Genomic DNA, 18,829 nt, shown 5'->3' on the forward strand with positions numbered 1-18,829 from the left:
GCTAAATTAAGACCGCAAATTTAGGCAATTTTATTTTATATATGAAAGGTAGTCTCTAATTATTTCACTCCTCTTCCCAATTCCCCTTTCGGCAGATAATTTCATAGGCCTGAAACAGTGCCGCTCTCATGGATCCTTCGTTGGCCATGTTTTTCCCAGCAATGTCGTAGGCGGTGCCGTGGTCCGGGCTTGTCCGGATGATAGGAAGTCCTGCCGTAAAGTTCACGCCGGTTTCAAAGGAAATGGTCTTAAAGGGAATCAAGCCCTGATCGTGGTACATCGCCAAGATACCGTCAAATTTGCGGTGATGCAACATGCCGAAGAAACCATCGGCAGGATACGGGCCAAATACAAGTGCTCCTTTATCTTTATAATCCCGGATTAACGGTTGAATAATCTCAATTTCTTCTTTTCCCAAGAGCCCGTCCTCTCCCGCATGCGCATTTAGCCCCAATACCGCAATCCTTGGTTTGGAGATGCCAAAATCATCTTTTAACGACTGGATCATGATGTTCAGCTTTTCGCGTATGAGCTGAGGTGTAATGAGATCCGCAACTGCCCGGATAGGAACGTGGGCAGTTACCAAACCCACACGCATGTCCTCAGAAACCATAAACATCATGCTTTTTTTAGATTCAAAGGCCTCGGTCAGGTATTCGGTATGGCCAATGAAGTTGTTTTCTGGTGTATGAATGTTGTTTTTATTAAGCGGGGCTGTGACCAGGGCATTCAGGTGGTTATCTTTAAGATCAGCTACCGCCTGGCTGAGGGCGGCCAAAGCCATCTTTCCCGCTTCGGCGGTTTCCACGCCGGGTATTATCTCCGGGCTCTCAGGAAGGACGTTGATGACATTTATTTTTTTATGGTGTACCTCGGAAATGTTTCTGATCTGCATGAAGTTGAATTCTTCCAGTCCCAGGTTTTTTTTGTAAAATGTAAGCACTTTGCCATGTCCATAGATCACCGGCGTGATGATCTTGTGTAGTCGGCTGTCCTGCAGGGCCTTTATCGTGACTTCGGCTCCTACGCCATTGATGTCTCCGATGCTGATTCCTATGACGGGCTTACTTTTTTTGATATTCATATGTCTACTTGGTTCGAAATGCGAATTTGTCTGTACAATTAAGTCTGGCAATTTAGTAAATTCCCCGCATTATCATCCAACTTCCTGCCGACAATGGGTAATTTAACAATTTGGGTATTTAAAAAAGGAAAACCTTTTTTCTTTCTTCCAACATTCCGATAAGTCTAGGGAAATAGTAGAAAGGTTACATAATATTGTTTTACTTTTGCCCTCTGAAAACCCAGGAGCAATTATGGACAAGGTACGGGCAAAAAAGTATTTGGGTCAGCATTTTCTAAAGGATTTGCAAATTGCCGAGCAAACAGCCATGGCTGTAACAGGACATAGAAATGTCCAAACCGTACTGGAAATTGGGCCAGGTATGGGGGTACTCACGGATTTTCTGCTAACCCAACCTTGGGACCTTCACCTCATAGAAATAGACAAAGAGTCCATCGCATACCTGGCGAAAAAATATCCGGACCTCCAGGAAAAGACCATCCATGCCGACTTTCTGAAAGTGAATCTCCGGGATTTGACCATACAGCCCTGCGCGATTGTGGGTAACTTTCCCTATAATATTTCTTCACAGATATTTTTCAAGGTACTCGAGAACAAAGGGCAGGTTATGGAGGTGGTGGGTATGCTGCAGAAGGAAGTTGCTGATCGTCTAGCCTCCAAAAAGGGCAACAGGACCTATGGCATATTAAGTGTGCTGCTTCAGGCGTTTTATGATGTAGAATTACTCTTTGATGTCCCTCCCCATGTGTTTGATCCTCCCCCTAAAGTCAACTCTGCGGTAATCCGGGTCCGCCGAAACGACGTAGAGCAGCTATCCTGTGATGAAAAGTTGTTCTTCAGGGTGGTAAAGCAGGCATTTAGTACCCGGAGAAAGACGCTCCGAAATGCACTCAAACCCATGGGTCTGTCCGAGCAACTAAAGGAAGACCCCATGCTCGATCTGAGGGCAGAACAGCTCGGAGTTGAAGAATTCGTTTCCCTAACTCAAAAAATACAGGCGTCGTGGAATCCATAAGACTATTTGAACTTTCGAAGGAATACCTGGAAAGCTTGCGCGAAAGTATTGCTGTAGAAGATGTGGCATTTATACGGGTATCCATGGAGAATGCCAACAAAGCAGACATAGCTGCTTTGTTGGACGAACTGACCATGGAGGAGGCTTTATTTGTCCTACGGAATCTGGATCCTTCCTTTTCTGCGGATGTACTGATAGAGCTGGATGAAGATCCGCAGTATAAGGTGATAAAGGCAATGGAACCCGCCGAGTTGGCGACCCTTATTGATGAGATGGAGTCGGATGATGCGGTGGATGTCCTGAATCAATTGGTTGTCACCGACAGGGAAGAGGTCATCCGTCAGTTGGAGAAAAAGGAAAAATCCCTGCATATCCTGGAACTGCTCCGCTATGACGAAGACAGCGCGGGTGGCTTGATGGCCAAGGAAATTATCAAGGCCAATCAAAACTGGTCTGTGGTTCAAACGATTGATGAGATCCGCAGGCAAGCGGAGAATGTGGATAAAATCTTCTCCATCTATGTCGTAGATAATCAGGAGAAACTGATGGGCAGGGTAGCTCTGAAAAAAATAATTCTGGCTGCGGCGGACACAAGGATTTCCGACCTCTATGAGGACAACATTATTTCTGTGCCCACCCATATGGACGGGGAAGAAGTTGCCGAAATCATGCGGAGATATGACCTGGAGGCTGTGCCTGTAGTGAACGTGAAGAATAAGCTGGTAGGAAGGATTACCGTCGATGACATCCTGGATTTGATCCGGGAACAGGCGGAAGAGGACATTCAGGCCATGACCGGTATCTCCGACGATGTGGAGGAGTCCGATTCGGTATATCGCCTGTCAAGAGCCCGTTTGCCTTGGCTGCTGATCGGGATGGTCGGAGGTCTTCTTGGTGCCGGTTTTATCGGTTTTTTCGAAGAGGGGCTCAATGCCGTGACCGCTTTGGCTTTTTTTATACCTCTGATTACTGCCACGGGTGGCAATGTTGGAATCCAGTCCTCCACCCTGGTCGTACAGTCTTTGGCAAACAAATCAGTATTTGAGGACTCCTTGTTCAAGCGGCTGGTGAAGGTGTTGGTAGTTGCGCTGTTGAACGGGCTGGTGTTGGCTTCGTTTGTGTTACTTACGGTAGTCTTTGCGTATGGACAGCCGATTGAATTTGGGTTGGTGGTTTCTATTGCCTTGTTTAGCGTTGTTTTACTGGCATCATTCATGGGGACACTCACTCCCATCCTTTTGGACAAGGTAGGCATCAATCCGGCCATGGCCTCTGGTCCGTTTATTACTACCGCAAACGATTTGTTGGGCTTGGCGGTATATTTTTCGGTAGCCATGCTGCTGCTTAAAATGTAAACCAAATTAAACTATGCATGTCTTAATTATAGATTTGATGCATTCGAGCATCATTCCTCTCCTGGAGCAGGAAGGGTATTCAGTGGATTACAGACCGGAGATCTCCCGGGAGGAAATCCTCGACACCATTGGATCCTACACAGGACTGGTCATCCGGTCCAAGACGCCGATTGACCGCCCAATTCTTGAGCGGGCGAGTCAATTGAAATTTGTGGCCAGAGCTGGGGCCGGATTAGATAATATTGATTTGGACTACTTGGAATCTAATCAAATAGCCCTCTATCACGCGCCCGAAGGAAATCGAGATGCGGTCGGTGAGCATGCCGTGGGGATGATACTGGCTTTGTTTAATAAATTTTTGCAGTCAGATACGCAGATACGGAAGGGAATTTGGGACAGAGAGGCTAACCGGGGGGTAGAACTTGCCGGCAAAACAGTCGGCATCTTCGGGTATGGAAATATGGGCAGGGCATTTGCCAAGAGGCTTCGTGGATTTGATGTGCGGGTCTTAGCCTATGACAAATATGTGGGTGGTTTTGGAGATGAATATGTACGGGAGTCTACTTTTGAGGAGATCCAGCGAGAAGCCGATATATTAAGTATCCATGTACCCCTGACGGAAGAGACTCGCTATTATTTCACCCTGGAGGTTCTGGAGCAGTTTTCCAAGCCCTTTTACCTGATCAACACAGGCAGGGGAGAGGTGATTTCTTTCGACACGCTCAATGAGTCACTTTCCCGCAACATCCTGCAAGGTGCCTGCTTGGATGTGTTGGAAAATGAACGGATACATGCCTTGAGCGCCAGCCAGCAGACATCCTTCAGGAGCTTGGCTCAGAGACCCAACGTGTTGTTTTCTCCCCACGTAGCTGGCTGGACATTTGAGTCTTACGAAAAAATAAATCAAGTGCTGGTAGCGAAGATTTCCGGGAAGTGGAGCGGTTGAGAAGACCACATTTTGGGTAGTTAAATTGTAAAATAGGAATTCTTACGTTATCTTTGTAGTTACAAATCGTAGAATAGGTAAAAGAAACGGTCTCAGTATTGAGACCGTTATTTTGTTTATTAGGAGTCAATCAAACGAATATGGGAAACATACAGTATTACACCGAAGAAGGTCTGAAAAAACTCAAAGACGAGCTTCAAGAATTGAAAACAAAGGGTAGAACAGACATTGCAAAGCAAATTGCGGAGGCAAGGGACAAAGGTGACTTGAGCGAAAATGCTGAATATGATGCCGCCAAAGATGCACAAGGCCACCTGGAGCTAAAAATCGCCAAACTTGAAAATGTTGTCGGCAATGCCAGGGTATTGGACAACTCCAAACTGGACACTTCGAAAGTAGGCATTTTGAGCACAGTGAAAATCAAAAACGTTAAAAACGGTATGACCGTGACATATACCCTCGTGTCGGAAGAAGAAGCCGATCTGAAGGCCAATAAAATTTCCTTGGCCTCACCTTTTGGAAAGGGGCTATTGGGTAAGAAAAAAGGCGAGATTGCGCAAATCCAGGCACCTGCTGGAATGGTGGAATTCGAAATATTGGATATATCCCATGACTAAATTATTTTTCCCGGTTAGGTTCTAATCGGGATTTTTTGTGACCAAAACAACCCAATCATGTCAACCATCTTTACCAAAATCATCAACCGTGAAATACCTGCCTACATTGTGGCGGAAGATGAGCACAGCATTGCTTTTTTGGATATTATGCCGTTGGTAAAGGGCCATTTATTGGTTGTCCCCAAAAAGGAAGTGGATTATATTTTTGATTTGGAGGATGAGGACTATTCCAACCTACTCCTATTTTCCAAAAAAGTTGCGAAAGCGATGGAATCCGTCATCTCCTGTACCCGAATAGGCGTGGCTGTGATCGGATTGGAAGTCCCCCATGTACATATTCACCTAATCCCTTTGCGCAGTATGGGTGATATTGATTTTAGCCGCCCCAAGCTGAAGCTTTCCGAAGAGGTAATGAAGGAGATTGCCGCAAAAATTTCGGGTGCATATAACACACTTTAGGAATTACGAATTAAAAATTACGAATTACGAATTTAACTCATAACCCATCACTCATCACTCATACCCCATAATTCATCACTTTTCACTTTCCACTATTCACTTTCAACCATAACCCATCATTCAAATTACGAATTAAAAATTACGAATTCAACTCATAACCCATCACCCATCACCCATCACTCATAACTCATAACTCATCACCCATCCCCTATTTTATACTATAAGACTGCATAAAGGGTTGGCCGTTTGGCGTGATTCCTTCTATACGAAGTCTGCCGCTGAATTCCTCCAAATATTTCCCCAGCTTCTTTGGATCATTGGCTGGTTGGCCGTTCACTTGTGTGATTATAAATCCATTTCCAAGCCCTAGGTCACTAAGGTAACCGCGGGTCATTCCAGTGATTTTAACACCGTATTCGATATTCATCCTGTCTTTTTCTATGGAGTTTACAGTCTCCAACTTCGCACCTAGCAGGGGAGAGGTGTAAAACTCCCTTTTGATCACACCAGTCCCGCCAAATAAATTCTGAAGCGTAAGTTGCGCAGTTTCGGTTTTGTTTCCCCTTAGGAATGTGACACTAACTTGGTTTCCAGGGTAGTGGTAGGATAGCGCTTCTTCAAAGCTGCCTTTGCCTGTAATGGGGGTACCCTCAATCGATTTGATCACATCATTTCGTTTCAATCCAGCTTTTTCTCCCGCACCTTCCCGGATCACATGCGATACGATGACGCCATCCAACGATTTAATATTCATTTCCTCTGCCAATTCTGGAGTGATTTCGACCACATCCACGCCTGGTATTGCTTTCTGCACTTCCCCAAATTCAATCAGGTCATTGGCTATTTTACTGGCTATATCCACTGGAACAGCAAACCCATACCCAGTATAGGAACCGGTTCTTGACAGAATGGCGGTATTTATACCGACAAGATTTCCTTCCGTATTCACCAAAGCACCACCGGAGTTGCCGGGATTAATGGGGGCGTCTGTCTGTATAAAGGATTCCAGAGGAAATTCTCCTCCCATGATATTTATTTGCCGCTCTTTGGCTGACACGATACCTGCAGTCACAGTAGAGGTAAGGTTAAATGGGTTCCCAACCGCAATAACCCATTCACCAATTTGAAGGTCCCTGCTACTTCCCATGGTAATCGCAGGCATGTTTTGGGCTTCAATTTTTAAGACAGCAATGTCTGTGTTGGCATCGGCTCCTATCAAGCTGGCTTTGTAGGTCCTTTTCTGGTGTACTACCTCAATCGTCTCCGCACGGTCAATCACGTGGTTGTTGGTGATGATGTATCCATCCCCGCTGATGATCACCCCTGATCCGGTACTCACACGCTGTTGGGGGACGCCCTGACCGAAGAAATAATCAAAAATGCTATACCTGCGGGTATCTGTTCCTGAAAAATTTTTTATAAAAACCACCGAGTTGGTACTTTTTTTGGATGCTTCGATAAAAGAAACGGGTTGGTTGAAAACACTTGGTTTTTCTGCGGCTTCATCTACTTCCACATCATAAAAATTGGACGTCTGACGATTCCATCTCTCTACTTCCGCTATCGGATCAATGCCGGTATCCGTTTCAACAATAATGGAGTGAAAAAACCACGCCCCAAGTATGCCGCTAAAAAAGGCTAGGATTGTTGTTTGCAAGGTTTTACGCATGTTGTCTCAATTTTCGTTCACTTTCTGGTTAACGATAATATTTACGAATTAACTGAATATTACGGCTAATTTTAAAAACGAAATGTATGCCAAAAGCATTAAGTCTGAAAAAGAGTCAAAAAAAACAGTGAATACTGATTGAACCTTGTAAATTTGTCAGTCAATAAGCGAAAGCCATTCCTAATTTTCTTTCTGCCTTATTAAAATCACCAGGTAGAAATCTTAGAATTGAACATGTCAGAAAAAAGAAGCGTAGCAATTTTGGGCTCTACGGGAAGCATAGGTACTCAGACCTTAGATGTTATCCAACGTCACCCGGATCGGTTCCAAGTAGAAGTCCTCACTGCCCAGAACAACGCGGATTTATTAATTTCCCAAGCGTTACAATATAACCCAAATGCCGTCGTCATTGGCAATGAATCATTGTATGAGCAGGTGAAATCAGCTTTGGCGCCACACGATATCAAAGTATATGCCGGCCAGGCAGCCATTGCACAGGTAGTGGAAATGGACACTATTGACGTGGTTCTGACGGCCTTGGTAGGATATGCGGGGTTGATTCCCACGATGCGGGCTATAGAAGCCGGAAAGCCAATTGCCTTGGCCAATAAGGAAACCCTTGTGGTGGCAGGAGAGTTGGTTACGGCGTTGGCCAGATCCAAGGGAGTGAACATTTATCCGGTGGATTCTGAGCATTCCGCCATTTTTCAGTGCTTGGTAGGAGAATTTCACAATCCCATTGAGAAAATTATCCTTACGGCCTCCGGGGGCCCATTTAGGGGAAAGGACACCGAGTTTCTCCGCCATGTTACCAAAGAACAGGCCCTAAAACACCCCAATTGGGATATGGGTGCCAAGATTACCATAGATTCCGCTTCGTTGATGAATAAAGGGCTTGAGGTAATAGAAGCAAAGTGGCTTTTTAACCTGACTCCGGCACAAATTGAAGTCGTGGTACACCCCCAATCCATAATACATTCTTTGGTTCAGTTTGAAGATGGTTCCATCAAAGCACAACTTGGACTACCGGATATGCGTATTCCCATTCAGTTTGCTTTGTCATATCCCGACCGGCTGTTTTCGGATCTTCCGAGATTTGATTTTGGGAGGTATCCTTCACTTACATTTGAGGAGCCCGATATGGATACCTTTAGAAACCTGAAACTGGCCTTTTCCGCGTTGGAAAAGGGGGGTAATGTGCCTTGCGTACTAAACGCTGCCAACGAGATTGTGGTGGCTGCATTCCTAAAGGATAAGGTGGGTTTCTTGGAAATGTCATCAGTAATTGAACAGAGTATGGATAAAATTGGTTTTATTGCGTCCCCTTCTTTGGAGGATCTTATTCAAACAGACCAGGAGACAAGATTAATTACAGAAGAAATAATCAGGAATAAATAATATGGATACGTTGATAATGGTTGCTCAGTTGTTACTGGGCCTGTCGATTTTAGTAGGGCTTCATGAATTGGGCCACTTGCTGACGGCAAAAATGTTTGGGATGAGGGTGGAAAAGTTTTCCATTGGGTTCCCTCCAAAAATCGCAGGATTTAAATATGGCGAAACGGAATATTCAATCGGCGCCATTCCCTTGGGTGGGTTTGTGAAAATTTCCGGTATGGTCGATGAGTCCGTGGATATGGATCAATTGTCTTCAGAGCCACAGCCGTGGGAGTTTCGATCAAAGCCCGCCTGGCAGCGGTTGATTGTGATGCTGGGAGGGATTATCGTTAATGTCGTTACGGGAATACTGATATTTGTATTTCTTGTGTACGACCGCGGTGAAACCTACTTCTCCAGAGACCAGGTATTGGAACACGGTATTGTAGCTTATGAAATAGGCGAACAGATTGGCTTTCAGGATGGAGATAAGGTGTTGGATATCAATGGTGAAATCTATCAATCCATCAATGATTTGAGTAGCGGGGACGCACTGTTGAGTAATAATGGATACTACACCGTTGACAGGAATGGGGAGCGCGTGACCGTTCCTATACCCCGGGGTTTTATCAATTCGTTTTCTGACAAGGAGAGCATGTCCAGATTTGTCAATATCCGCTTTCCTTTTGAGGTAGGGGAGGTGACTCCGGACCAAGGGGCTGAATCTGCCGGTATAAAGTCCGGAGACAAAATCCTGGCCGTAGACGGGAAAGAGATTTATTATTTCGACGAACTTCAAAAAGCACTTGCTGAGAAAGAAAACCAGCGCGTGGAGATCCTTATTGAAAGGGAAGGGAACACTTTTGCTGTGGAATCAGCGGTAAGCGATGCTGCTACCATCGGAATTGCAGTTAGCAGCCTGCTGGAACCCGTTCGGAAAAAGTATTCTTTTGCGCAATCAGTGCCCTTGGGAGTGAAAAGGGCGTTTGAAGTCGTCATTGTCAATGCACGGGCGATGGGTAAGATGTTTACCGGGGAGGTTTCTGCCAAAAATGTTAGTGGACCCATCGGTATGGCCAAAATATATGGTTCCACTTGGGATTGGGTGAAATTTTGGTCCATAACTGGGCTTATATCCATGATATTGGCATTTATGAATTTTCTACCCATACCGGCATTGGACGGAGGACATGTCATGTTTATATTATATGAAATGATTTCCGGCCGCGCACCCTCAGACAGGTTTTTGGAAAACGCACAAAAAGTGGGGATGGTAATCTTGTTGATGATTATGGTGTTTGCCATCGGCAATGATATCGTGAAGCTTTTCGTGGGGAGTTGATGGCAGTCGGATAATACACGATGGATGGAAAAAAGGAAGCGGTTTGTAACCGCTTCCTTTTTTTGATATATTTGAGAAATATTTCGTTTTTCCCTTTTATACTTTTAATTTACTCCCTGAAAATACTGACAATTTGGGTAATCGTAAATACTGGCATAGGGCTTGTTTAATCTGTTGGATATTGGAAAGATAATCTTTTAGCTTTAATTTAATGAAATCGAGCATGACAAAAGCGTCACACGAAGGGAAGAATATCATGGCGAGATTCCATGTGGCAACTGAAAAATAATAATAAACACATGAAATTTGGCATCAGCAATGTCATACTGACTATATGAGTAATTTCGGCAATCAATTATATCAATCGTTAATGATGGGTGATTATTCAGGTGAAGGGGATCTCATTCACCTGATTACGGATGAGGAGGATGAATCTGCGACCAAGGAAGAATTTTTTTCTGATGAAATACCCATACTTTCTGTAAGAAATACCGTTTTATTTCCAGGTGTTGTTATTCCGATTACGGTAGGAAGACAGCGTTCTATCCGCCTGGTGAAGAAGGCTCAGAAAGGAGATAAACTTATAGGGGTATGTGCGCAGAGGAATCCAAACATGGAGGACCCTTCATGGCCGGATATCTATTCGGTGGGCACATTGGCAAAAATTATTAAAATGATTGTGTTGCCGGACGGTAATACCACAATCATTATTCAGGGAAAAAAACGATTTAAGATTCGGGAAGAGATTTCCGATGATCCCTATTTTTTGGCTAAGGTAGATTACCTCGATGAATCATTCCCGGCAGATAACAAAGAGATTGAAGCACTGGAGCAATCCCTGAAAGAAGCGGCGTTTAAAATTCTTCAACTCAATCCGGAAATACCCCGGGAGGCCCAAGTGGCTTTGGATAATATCGACAGTACCTCTTTCTTGACGCACTTTTTGTCTTCAAACATCAACGCGCCTGTGGAATCCAAGCAGCGGCTATTGGAGATTAATGAGGGGATCGAAAGGGCGACATTGCTGCTTGAATTTATGATGAAGGACATTCAGATGCTGGAGCTGAAGAGTGAGATTCAGAAGAAAGTCCATACAGATATCGATCAGCAGCAACGTGACTATTTCCTACGGCAGCAGATGAAAGTGTTGCAGACGGAACTGGGGGAAGAAGGGTCAGAAAAGGAAATCGACGACCTGCTCGCAAAAGGGAAAAAGAAAAAATGGCCTGTAGAAGTGGCCAAGCATTTTCAGAAGGAAGTCCACAAAATCCTGCGCATGAACCCATCCGCAGCGGAGTATCCCATTGCGTTAAACTATGCGGAAGTAATGGTAGAGCTTCCCTGGAATGAATACACAAACGACAACTTCGACCTGCATAGAGCGAAGCGGATATTGGATAAGGACCATTTTGGTCTGGATAAGGTGAAGGAGCGGATCATTGAATACATGGCTGTTCTCAAACTGAAAAATGACATCAAAGGCCCCATACTGTGCCTTTATGGCCCACCCGGTGTAGGGAAGACCTCATTGGGTAAATCCATCGCACGGGCATTGGGTAGGAAATACATACGCATGTCCCTGGGAGGGCTTCATGATGAAGCCGAGATTAGGGGACACCGTAAGACCTACGTAGGTGCCATGCCAGGAAAGATAATCCAAAACATGAAAAAGGCCAAGTCGTCCAACCCGGTCTTCGTGCTGGATGAAATTGACAAAATCAGTTCTGACTTCCGTGGGGATCCTTCATCCGCATTTCTGGAGGTTTTGGATCCCGAACAAAATTATGCGTTTACGGACAATTTCTTGGAAGTGGAATATGACCTTTCCAAGGTGCTTTTCGTGGCAACAGCCAATTCCTTGGATACTATTCAGCCCGCACTGAGGGACAGGATGGAGATCATCGAGGTGACTGGATATACACTGGAGGAAAAGGTGGAAATAGCAATCAGGCACTTAATCCCCAAACAACGAGCTGACCATGGCCTCAAAGCCAAAGATATACAGTTTAGCAGGGAAGCCATTGTCAAAGTCATTGACGATTATACCCGGGAATCAGGGGTAAGAAGTTTAGAGCGTTTGTTAGGTAAGGTGATCCGGAATATTGCAAAGTCCATTGCCATGGAGGAACCGTATAAGAAAAAAGTAACCCCCCAAATGGTCCGCAAAATTCTGGGCGGGGAGGTATTTGATAAAGAACTTTACCAAGACAACAGCCTAGCCGGCGTGGTGACAGGCTTGGCCTGGACTTCCGTAGGCGGGGAGATATTGTTTATTGAAGCCAGTCTAAGCAAAGGAAAAGGAAAATTGACCCTTTCCGGCCAACTTGGAGATGTCATGAAAGAATCAGCCATGACGGCGATTTCCTACTTGAAATCCAAATCGGAAAAAATAGGGCTTGATCACCGGGTATTTGATCAGTATGACCTGCACATACATGTGCCTGCGGGAGCGGTTCCGAAAGATGGACCTTCTGCGGGAATTACCATGTTGACAGCTATAGCATCGGTCTATACTCAGCGAAAGGTGAAATCCAAATTGGCCATGACTGGTGAGATTACCCTCCGTGGGAAAGTAATGCCTGTTGGGGGTATCAAGGAGAAAATCCTGGCCGCAAGAAGAGCCGGGATTAAGGACATCATCCTGTGCAAAAAGAATCAAAAGGATATAGATGAGATTGAGGATATTTATCTGAAAGGCGTAACCTTTCACTTCGTTGAGCATGTACAGGAAGTTTTGGATATCGCATTGTTGGATGAATTGGTAGATGAGTCGGTACAGTTTACCTTTGAGTCTTCGTACCAAAAGTCCATTGAAAGTTAATGGAAGCCATATAGTTTGTTGCTTGGGGATGCTGTTGGCCATGGTATCCAGACCGGGGTTAGCCCAATCTTCAGGCCGAGCATTCGGTTTTCTGAATCAGCCAAGCTTTACAGGCTTGGCTGGTTTGGGTGGCGTTAATCTGACATCTACGGGGGATCCGATGATGTTTCTTTCGAACCCAGCTTTATCCGATTCCCTGCATCAAAAAAAAATTTCACTTCATTACCTGAATTTTCCGGGAGACATTCAAGTGGCCACCCTGGGGTACTTGCTGCCGGGACCGATAGAAAGTACTATCAGTCTTGGTCTCCAATACTTCAATTACGGGGAATTTGAAGGTTTTGACGATACGGGGTTCCCACTTGGTACCTTTAGCGCCAATGAGTTTGCGCTGACAGCAGGATTGGGTAAATCCTTTGGCGTGTTTAGGTATGGGGTAAATGCCAAATTGTTGGGCTCAGTGCTGGAAAGCTATCAGGCTTATGCGCTGGCCATGGATTTTGGCGTCACTTATCGTCATCCGCAGCAGGACTTGGTGTTGGCTGTAGTAGCCAAGCAGGTGGGCGTTGTCCTGAAAAATTACTTCGAGGATGTTCCACTCTCCCTTCCTGCTGACATACGTGTAGGTGCGAGTTACAAGGCAACCGAAATGCCGATAAGGTTTCACCTTTCTGTTCGGAATTTGATTGGAGATGCGGACGCCTTTCTAGCCATTCCACAGGAAGAGCAAGCAATTGGGGAAAGGATTTTCCGTAGAGTGGTGTTGGGAGCGGAGCTTTTAGTCCATGAATCGGTTCAACTGAGAGCGGGATATAACCACCTCATTCGGAAGGAATTTGCCGCCATTGGGGGGCAGGGGATGGGAGGCTTTTCGGGAGGTCTGCTGTTTTCGTCCAAGAAATTCGCTTTCTCATATTCCCGCATGTTTTACCATGTGCCGGGGGGAACCCATCTAATGGGAATAAGTACAAACTTAAATGAGTTGAGGAAGTTTTAACCTCAGCATAAAACAGATACGATGAATCACTTGACACCAAAGCAAATAGTAGCCGAACTGGACAAATACATCATAGGCCAGCACGATGCCAAAAGAAACGTAGCCATCGCTTTGCGAAACAGAATTCGAAGGCTAATGGTCAAATCGGACCTGCAGAAGGATATTGTGCCCAACAACATCCTGATGATAGGGTCTACAGGCGTAGGGAAAACGGAGATTGCCCGGCGACTTGCCAAAATCGCCAATGCGCCTTTTACCAAGGTGGAGGCTTCTAAATTTACGGAAGTAGGCTATGTGGGCAGGGACGTTGAATCCATGGTTAGAGACTTGGTAGAGCAGTCGGTGAACATGGTCAAAGAGTCCAAAAACGAAGAAGTAAAGGAAAAAGCAGCCGTCATCGTGGAAGACGTCCTGTTGGATATCTTAATACCTCCTGTCAAAGGGGCAGGTTTTAGCACCACCGGAACATCCACCAATTTCAACCCCGAAAATGCCTCAGAGCAGGAGCTTAATGAGCGGACTAGGGAGAAATTCCGGGAGAAGCTGAAAAATGGGGAGCTGGAAGACAGGAGAATAGAAATAAACGTTAAGCAGTCCGCCCCCTCGGGTATAGGGATGATAGGTAATGGTATGATGGATGATGCCAGTATGGCAGGTATTCAGGACATGCTTAGCAATATGATGCCCAAGCGTACCAAAAAGCGTAAAGTGACCATCAAAGAAGCGCGCAAAATATTGATGGAAGACGAGGCTTCAAAGCTGATTGATTTTGATGAGGTAAAGGAAGAGGCCATCCGGCTTGCGGAGAATAACGGAATTATCTTCATTGATGAGATCGATAAGATTGCTTCCAAATCTGGGAAAGGCGGTTCAGGACCGGATGTCAGTAGGGAAGGTGTACAGCGGGATTTGTTGCCCATCGTTGAGGGAAGTGCTGTCAATACGAAGTACGGGATGGTGCATACCGACCACGTGTTGTTTATTGCGGCAGGAGCCTTTCACGTTTCCAAGCCATCTGATTTGATACCGGAGCTTCAGGGTAGGTTTCCGATCCGTGTGGAGCTGCAAAGCCTAACGCGGGATGATTTTTACCGCATCCTCAAGGAACCCAAAAACGCATTGACCAAGCAATACAGTGCACTCTTTGAAGCGGAGGAGGTATTTCTGGATTTTGCGGACGATGCGATGGAGGAGATTGCCTCCCTGGCATTTACCATCAATGAAGAGGTGGAAAATATCGGTGCGAGGCGTTTGCATACGGTCATGAGTCACCTGCTCAATGAGTTCCTTTTTGAAGTTCCAGATACCATCGGGCCGAACAGCAAAATTATGATCACCAAGGAGATGGTCACGGAGAGGTTAAGTTCATTGGTTAAGAACAGGGATCTGTCGCAGTATATTCTATAGAATTACGAATTAAAAATTACGAATTACGGATTGGGAATTACGAATGGAGAATGGGAAATTCATAACTATAACCAAATAACCAAATAACCCATCAACCGATTTCAACCCGGGGATTGAGAAATAACGTTTATCTTGCGTTTTGGCCGCTATAACCATTAATTACCTTCCACCCCTTACCGCCAAAACCCCTACCCGGTTGGTACAGCGTCCCGTGTCGGAACCGTCTATTACCATCCCACGGACAAATTCTAACAACTCCTGTATTGATACGGATTTGTCTAAACGACGGGAATGCAGAGATTAACAGATTCGGGTTTTGGCGGGAAAGTTTGGCTTCTTCAACCATCCCCGCTGCCAAAACACAATCGAAATATTCGATCCATACCAGGGGCTCCGCTGTCGCTACACCCCTGGCTAATGATTGCGCCCCGTTAGGGCTGGGATCTTCTGACCCGAGAAAATTGAGGGTAATAATGAACTAAAGCTGTTTTTGTGTTGAACTAACTCATCTGATCCAACCTCCAAAAAAATCTGCGTAAATCTCCGAAATCCGCGGGCAATTTCCACATAATGAGGACTGAGATTAATCTATCCGGGTTTTGGTGGGAGGGGAATGGCACCCCAACCATCTCCGCTGCCAAAACGCGACCTACCTGATCCTCCTGGTCCATGGGTTTCACCCACGGCTATTGAGGAGTTGGACCCCTGCCGGGGTCCGGTGCTATGATAAAATTAAAAGAGATTGGGTTAGCCTTCATTTGTGGGGTCAAAAAGAATTAATTCGGATTGAATTTATTCCAAAATCCCGCTATCCGTCAATATTGCTTTTACTGCTTTGATATCCAATTGCGTTGCTTGTGAAATGGTTTCCACTGAGACCCCGGCCTTATAAAAATTGATAAAGCTATTCCTTTTCTCCATTTCCCTGCCCTGCGCTTCACCCTTCGCTTCGCTCGAATCCAGGGCATTTTTCAGATCCCGGTAGTGTTTCAGACTTTCCTCGTAAGCCTTTCGTACTTTTTTGTCCAAATTGACCAATTCCGCTATATCCATAACCTTTGCAAATATTTTTTCTTGTATTCCCTCTTTACTCACCTGCTCCCCAAAGAGCTTCTTGAATCCGAAGTCGGTGAACGGGTTGATATTGCGTGCGATTCCGTCCATGGGAGAATCTGAATGGGTTAGTGTTGTTGATAATGACCTTATTTATATTAAGTTATAGATTTTTTGGAGATTTTAACCAAGGAAAACATTAAAAATTTTCAAATCATAGCGTTCCGGGATATAGATCAGTCTCCTCCAAATTAGTCTACACCAAAAAAAAATCCCCATAGGGGAGGGCGATATATGACGTCAGATAAGGTGAATTGCTCCAAGCGAGGGGACGGCAGAGATTGATATATTCGGGTTTTGGCGGGAAAGGCAGGCTTCTTCAACCATTCCCGCTGCCAAAACGAAACCGAACGAATCATCCATGTCCTGGGGCTCCGCTACGCTGCACCCCAGGCTACTAAGATTACACCCCTAACGGGGCTAAAAAAAGCGACCAGCTATAATCAAAATTCTCAAATTTGTTGTAAATCAGCGAGCTGCAGATACAGATGCCCAGTCTCCACCAAAACAAAATCCAAAAAAATCCCGTAGGGATGGGCGAAATAGGGTTTCAACCCGGGGGTTAAGGAATTACGTATAGCCGGTGTTTTGGCCGCAAAAACCGTCAATTCTGCAGACGCCTTACCGCCAAAACCCCTGCGCGGTTGGTACAGCATCTTGTTTCGGAACCGAAGATTATCATCCCTCCGACAAATTCATAAGAATCTGGTATCGATAACGAGTTTGTCAAGCGAGGGGATGGCAGAGATTAATATATTTGGGTTTTGGTGGGAGGGGAATGGCACCTCAACCATCTCCGCTGCCAAAACGCGACCTACCTGATCCTCCTGGTCCATGGGTTTCACCCACGGCTATTGAGGAGTTGGACCCCTGCCGGGGTCCCGTGCTAGGATATAATCAAAAATGAAAATGGATTAGCATTCATTCAAGCCAAACTAAAAGCTCAGAATCCAGATGTAACCTCTGCAGTATTATGAGTTAAAAGTAGCAGTAAACGGTCAATATTTTTTAGGCATGGTCAATGGTCAACTCATAACTCATAACCCATAACCCATTTGAATTTCTACTATATTTCTACCTTTTTAATATCCAAAAATATCGAGTATCCACTAATATCAATTCTCAAATATTTCGGCCATAGGCCATATTTCAACCATATTTCAATATCAATGAATATCCAATATCTATCAATATCAGTGAATATCCAGTATCCATCAATATCAGCAAATATCCAAAATCCATCATTTTTAAATAAAAATTTGGATATATATCCCAAACGAGTAAATTTGTTACTCATACAATGGGGGTGAGGGGGCGAAGCTGTAGACGGGCAACCCCATAGATAATTTTCCCATACATGCATCTGTTCTTTATATTCCAAAAAAGGTAAATCGACCTAAATCAGCCGCTTCCGCTTACTTATTTCTCAGCTCCTCAGTTTTACGAATTCCCCACCTGCTTTGCTAGATTCCCTGATCACCTCCAAAACCCGCGTGAAATTATTAATAAAATTTTTCGCAAACGAAGGCAATCAGGGATACCTGCGCGGACTTGCCGAGGAATTCAACGAGTCTACCAATTCGGTACGGGTAGAGCTTAACCGGCTTTCCAAGGCGGGCTTGCTGGTGTCGCAGCCGGACGGAAAAACCAAAAGCTACCAGGCCAACAATAAGCATCCCCTGTTCGGGGAAATCCGCAGCATCGTGGCCAAATACCTGGGGTTTGACCGGCTGGTTGAGGTGGTGATTCAAAACCTGGGAAACGTGAAAAAGGCCATCATCCTCGGAGATTACGCACAGGGAATAGATTCCGGCACTATCGAACTGCTACTGATAGGCAAGGACATCAACTTTGACTATTTAAAGTTTCTGATCCAAAAAGCCGAGGAAAAAATCGAACGTAAGGTCCTCGTAGAAGTCCTCGACTCCGAACCCATCCCCAATCCAAAAGGGTTGGTGGTGTTTGATATTTAGATGAGTTATGGGTTATGGGTGATGAGTTATGAGTTATGGGTGAAGAGGTTGAAAGAGAAAAGTGAAAAGTGAAAAGTGAACCTCAGACTGGGCTTAAATCTTAAATCACAAATCTTCAATCCCAAATCCAAAATCTGAGATCACAAATATGCTGGCAAAAAAACCTAAACTGATAGCGATTAGTAACTGTGTTAGGTGAAATAATAATGTACTTTAATTGTTTAATTTAGTAATCAAAATGAATCTAGAAGAGAAAAAGAAAGAAATTGAAAAGACCGAAGTTCGGTTAAAAAAAGAAATGCCCCGAATTTTAAGGGAGATAGCGGTATATGAAAAGTCCCTAAAAGACGGGACTTTAATTACAAACCCGAAACCTGCCCCGCAATTCAACCTTGACTAAATCCAAACTTTGGATAATTGCCGGTTGCAATGGGGCGGGGAAATCCTCTTACTCCAAAGCGTTGGTCGAAGATGGAGTGATGCCTTTTGATTACGATGAGTATTTTTTGAAATTTCACCAAAATATTCTTCCATCAGATCTTCAGGATCAAATGGCACATAACTTGGCTTTTTAAGAATTGGAAAATCAGATTGAAAAAGCCATTTCTGGAAATATGGATTTTTGTTACGAAACCAATTTTAATTCCACTCCAT

Annotated in this window: 18 protein-coding genes; 13 read left to right on the forward strand and 5 right to left on the reverse strand. The window is 44.8% G+C overall.

Annotated features, from left to right (window positions below):
* Positions 1 to 64: 64 nt before the first annotated feature.
* Positions 65 to 1,084, reverse strand: a complete 1,020-nt coding sequence (gene pdxA / locus FQ608_RS21095) for a 4-hydroxythreonine-4-phosphate dehydrogenase PdxA (protein ID WP_158860473.1) — start codon at positions 1,082 to 1,084, stop codon at positions 65 to 67.
* Positions 1,085 to 1,316: 232 nt separating this feature from the next.
* On the opposite strand from pdxA, the gene rsmA reads away from it, so the two are divergent.
* The 5 genes from rsmA (at position 1,317) to FQ608_RS21120 (ending at position 5,476) form a co-directional block, all read left to right on the forward strand.
* Positions 1,317 to 2,099 (forward strand): 16S rRNA (adenine(1518)-N(6)/adenine(1519)-N(6))-dimethyltransferase RsmA, encoded by a 783-nt coding sequence (rsmA, locus tag FQ608_RS21100; protein ID WP_158860474.1) that lies wholly within the window; start codon positions 1,317 to 1,319, stop codon positions 2,097 to 2,099.
* Positions 2,087 to 3,454 carry a magnesium transporter gene (gene mgtE, locus FQ608_RS21105; protein WP_158860475.1) on the forward strand — a complete coding sequence of 456 codons (1,368 nt, stop codon included), beginning with the start codon at positions 2,087 to 2,089 and terminating at the stop codon, positions 3,452 to 3,454. Before rsmA ends, mgtE begins: the two co-directional genes overlap by 13 nt.
* 13 nt (positions 3,455 to 3,467) lie before the next feature.
* Positions 3,468 to 4,400: an NAD(P)-dependent oxidoreductase gene (locus tag FQ608_RS21110; protein ID WP_158860476.1), complete on the forward strand. Its 933-nt coding sequence runs from the start codon at positions 3,468 to 3,470 to the stop codon at positions 4,398 to 4,400.
* A gap of 140 nt (positions 4,401 to 4,540) precedes the next feature.
* Positions 4,541 to 5,017, forward strand: a complete 477-nt coding sequence (greA, locus tag FQ608_RS21115) for a transcription elongation factor GreA (RefSeq protein WP_158860477.1) — start codon at positions 4,541 to 4,543, stop codon at positions 5,015 to 5,017.
* 57 nt (positions 5,018 to 5,074) lie between these two features.
* A complete protein-coding gene (locus FQ608_RS21120; RefSeq protein WP_158860478.1) occupies positions 5,075 to 5,476 on the forward strand; it encodes an HIT family protein in 402 nt (133 codons plus the stop codon).
* A gap of 208 nt (positions 5,477 to 5,684) precedes the next feature.
* On the opposite strand, the gene FQ608_RS21125 is transcribed toward FQ608_RS21120, so the two are convergent.
* Positions 5,685 to 7,145 carry a trypsin-like peptidase domain-containing protein gene (locus FQ608_RS21125; protein ID WP_158860479.1) on the reverse strand — a complete coding sequence of 487 codons (1,461 nt, stop codon included), beginning with the start codon at positions 7,143 to 7,145 and terminating at the stop codon, positions 5,685 to 5,687.
* Between the two features lie 234 nt (positions 7,146 to 7,379).
* On the opposite strand from FQ608_RS21125, the gene FQ608_RS21130 reads away from it, so the two are divergent.
* From FQ608_RS21130 to hslU, 5 genes are all read left to right on the forward strand, one after another.
* On the forward strand, positions 7,380 to 8,543 hold the full coding sequence (locus FQ608_RS21130; RefSeq protein WP_158860480.1) for a 1-deoxy-D-xylulose-5-phosphate reductoisomerase: 1,164 nt from the start codon (positions 7,380 to 7,382) through the stop codon (positions 8,541 to 8,543).
* Between the two features lies 1 nt (position 8,544).
* The gene (gene rseP, locus FQ608_RS21135; protein ID WP_158860481.1) at positions 8,545 to 9,864 is read left to right on the forward strand and encodes an RIP metalloprotease RseP; all 1,320 of its coding nucleotides are present in this window, start codon (positions 8,545 to 8,547) and stop codon (positions 9,862 to 9,864) included.
* A gap of 334 nt (positions 9,865 to 10,198) precedes the next feature.
* On the forward strand, positions 10,199 to 12,685 hold the full coding sequence (gene lon, locus FQ608_RS21140) for an endopeptidase La (protein WP_158860482.1): 2,487 nt from the start codon (positions 10,199 to 10,201) through the stop codon (positions 12,683 to 12,685).
* Positions 12,630 to 13,682, forward strand: a complete 1,053-nt coding sequence (porQ, locus tag FQ608_RS21145; protein ID WP_234364314.1) for a type IX secretion system protein PorQ — start codon at positions 12,630 to 12,632, stop codon at positions 13,680 to 13,682. The genes lon and porQ overlap by 56 nt, the downstream gene beginning before the upstream one ends.
* Positions 13,683 to 13,703: 21 nt before the next feature.
* Complete coding sequence (gene hslU / locus FQ608_RS21150; RefSeq protein WP_158860484.1) at positions 13,704 to 15,089, forward strand: ATP-dependent protease ATPase subunit HslU; 1,386 nt, start codon at positions 13,704 to 13,706, stop codon at positions 15,087 to 15,089.
* 792 nt (positions 15,090 to 15,881) lie between these two features.
* Here hslU and FQ608_RS21155 read toward each other — a convergent pair.
* The 3 genes from FQ608_RS21155 to FQ608_RS21165 form a co-directional block, all read right to left on the reverse strand.
* Entirely contained in the window at positions 15,882 to 16,253 is a 372-nt protein-coding gene (locus tag FQ608_RS21155; RefSeq protein ID WP_158860485.1) for a hypothetical protein, read from the reverse strand.
* A 401-nt stretch (positions 16,254 to 16,654) separates the two neighbouring features.
* On the reverse strand, positions 16,655 to 16,858 hold the full coding sequence (locus tag FQ608_RS21160) for a hypothetical protein (RefSeq protein WP_158860486.1): 204 nt from the start codon (positions 16,856 to 16,858) through the stop codon (positions 16,655 to 16,657).
* Positions 16,859 to 16,897: 39 nt separating this feature from the next.
* Positions 16,898 to 17,038 (reverse strand): hypothetical protein, encoded by a 141-nt coding sequence (locus FQ608_RS21165; protein WP_158860487.1) that lies wholly within the window; start codon positions 17,036 to 17,038, stop codon positions 16,898 to 16,900.
* 624 nt (positions 17,039 to 17,662) lie between these two features.
* Between FQ608_RS21165 and FQ608_RS21170 the strand changes: the two genes are divergently transcribed.
* From FQ608_RS21170 to FQ608_RS21180, 3 genes are all read left to right on the forward strand, one after another.
* Positions 17,663 to 18,175, forward strand: coding sequence for a winged helix-turn-helix domain-containing protein (locus FQ608_RS21170; protein ID WP_158860488.1), 513 nt, complete (start codon positions 17,663 to 17,665; stop codon positions 18,173 to 18,175).
* Positions 18,176 to 18,413: 238 nt separating this feature from the next.
* A complete protein-coding gene (locus FQ608_RS21175; protein WP_158860489.1) occupies positions 18,414 to 18,575 on the forward strand; it encodes a hypothetical protein in 162 nt (53 codons plus the stop codon).
* The gene (locus FQ608_RS21180; protein WP_158860490.1) at positions 18,568 to 18,750 is read left to right on the forward strand and encodes a hypothetical protein; all 183 of its coding nucleotides are present in this window, start codon (positions 18,568 to 18,570) and stop codon (positions 18,748 to 18,750) included. The genes FQ608_RS21175 and FQ608_RS21180 overlap by 8 nt, the downstream gene beginning before the upstream one ends.
* The last annotated feature ends 79 nt before the right edge of the window (positions 18,751 to 18,829 follow it).

It is taken from the genome of Lunatibacter salilacus (assembly GCF_009797935.1).
In the GTDB taxonomy this organism is placed as follows: Bacteria; Bacteroidota; Bacteroidia; order Cytophagales; family Cyclobacteriaceae; genus Lunatibacter; species Lunatibacter salilacus.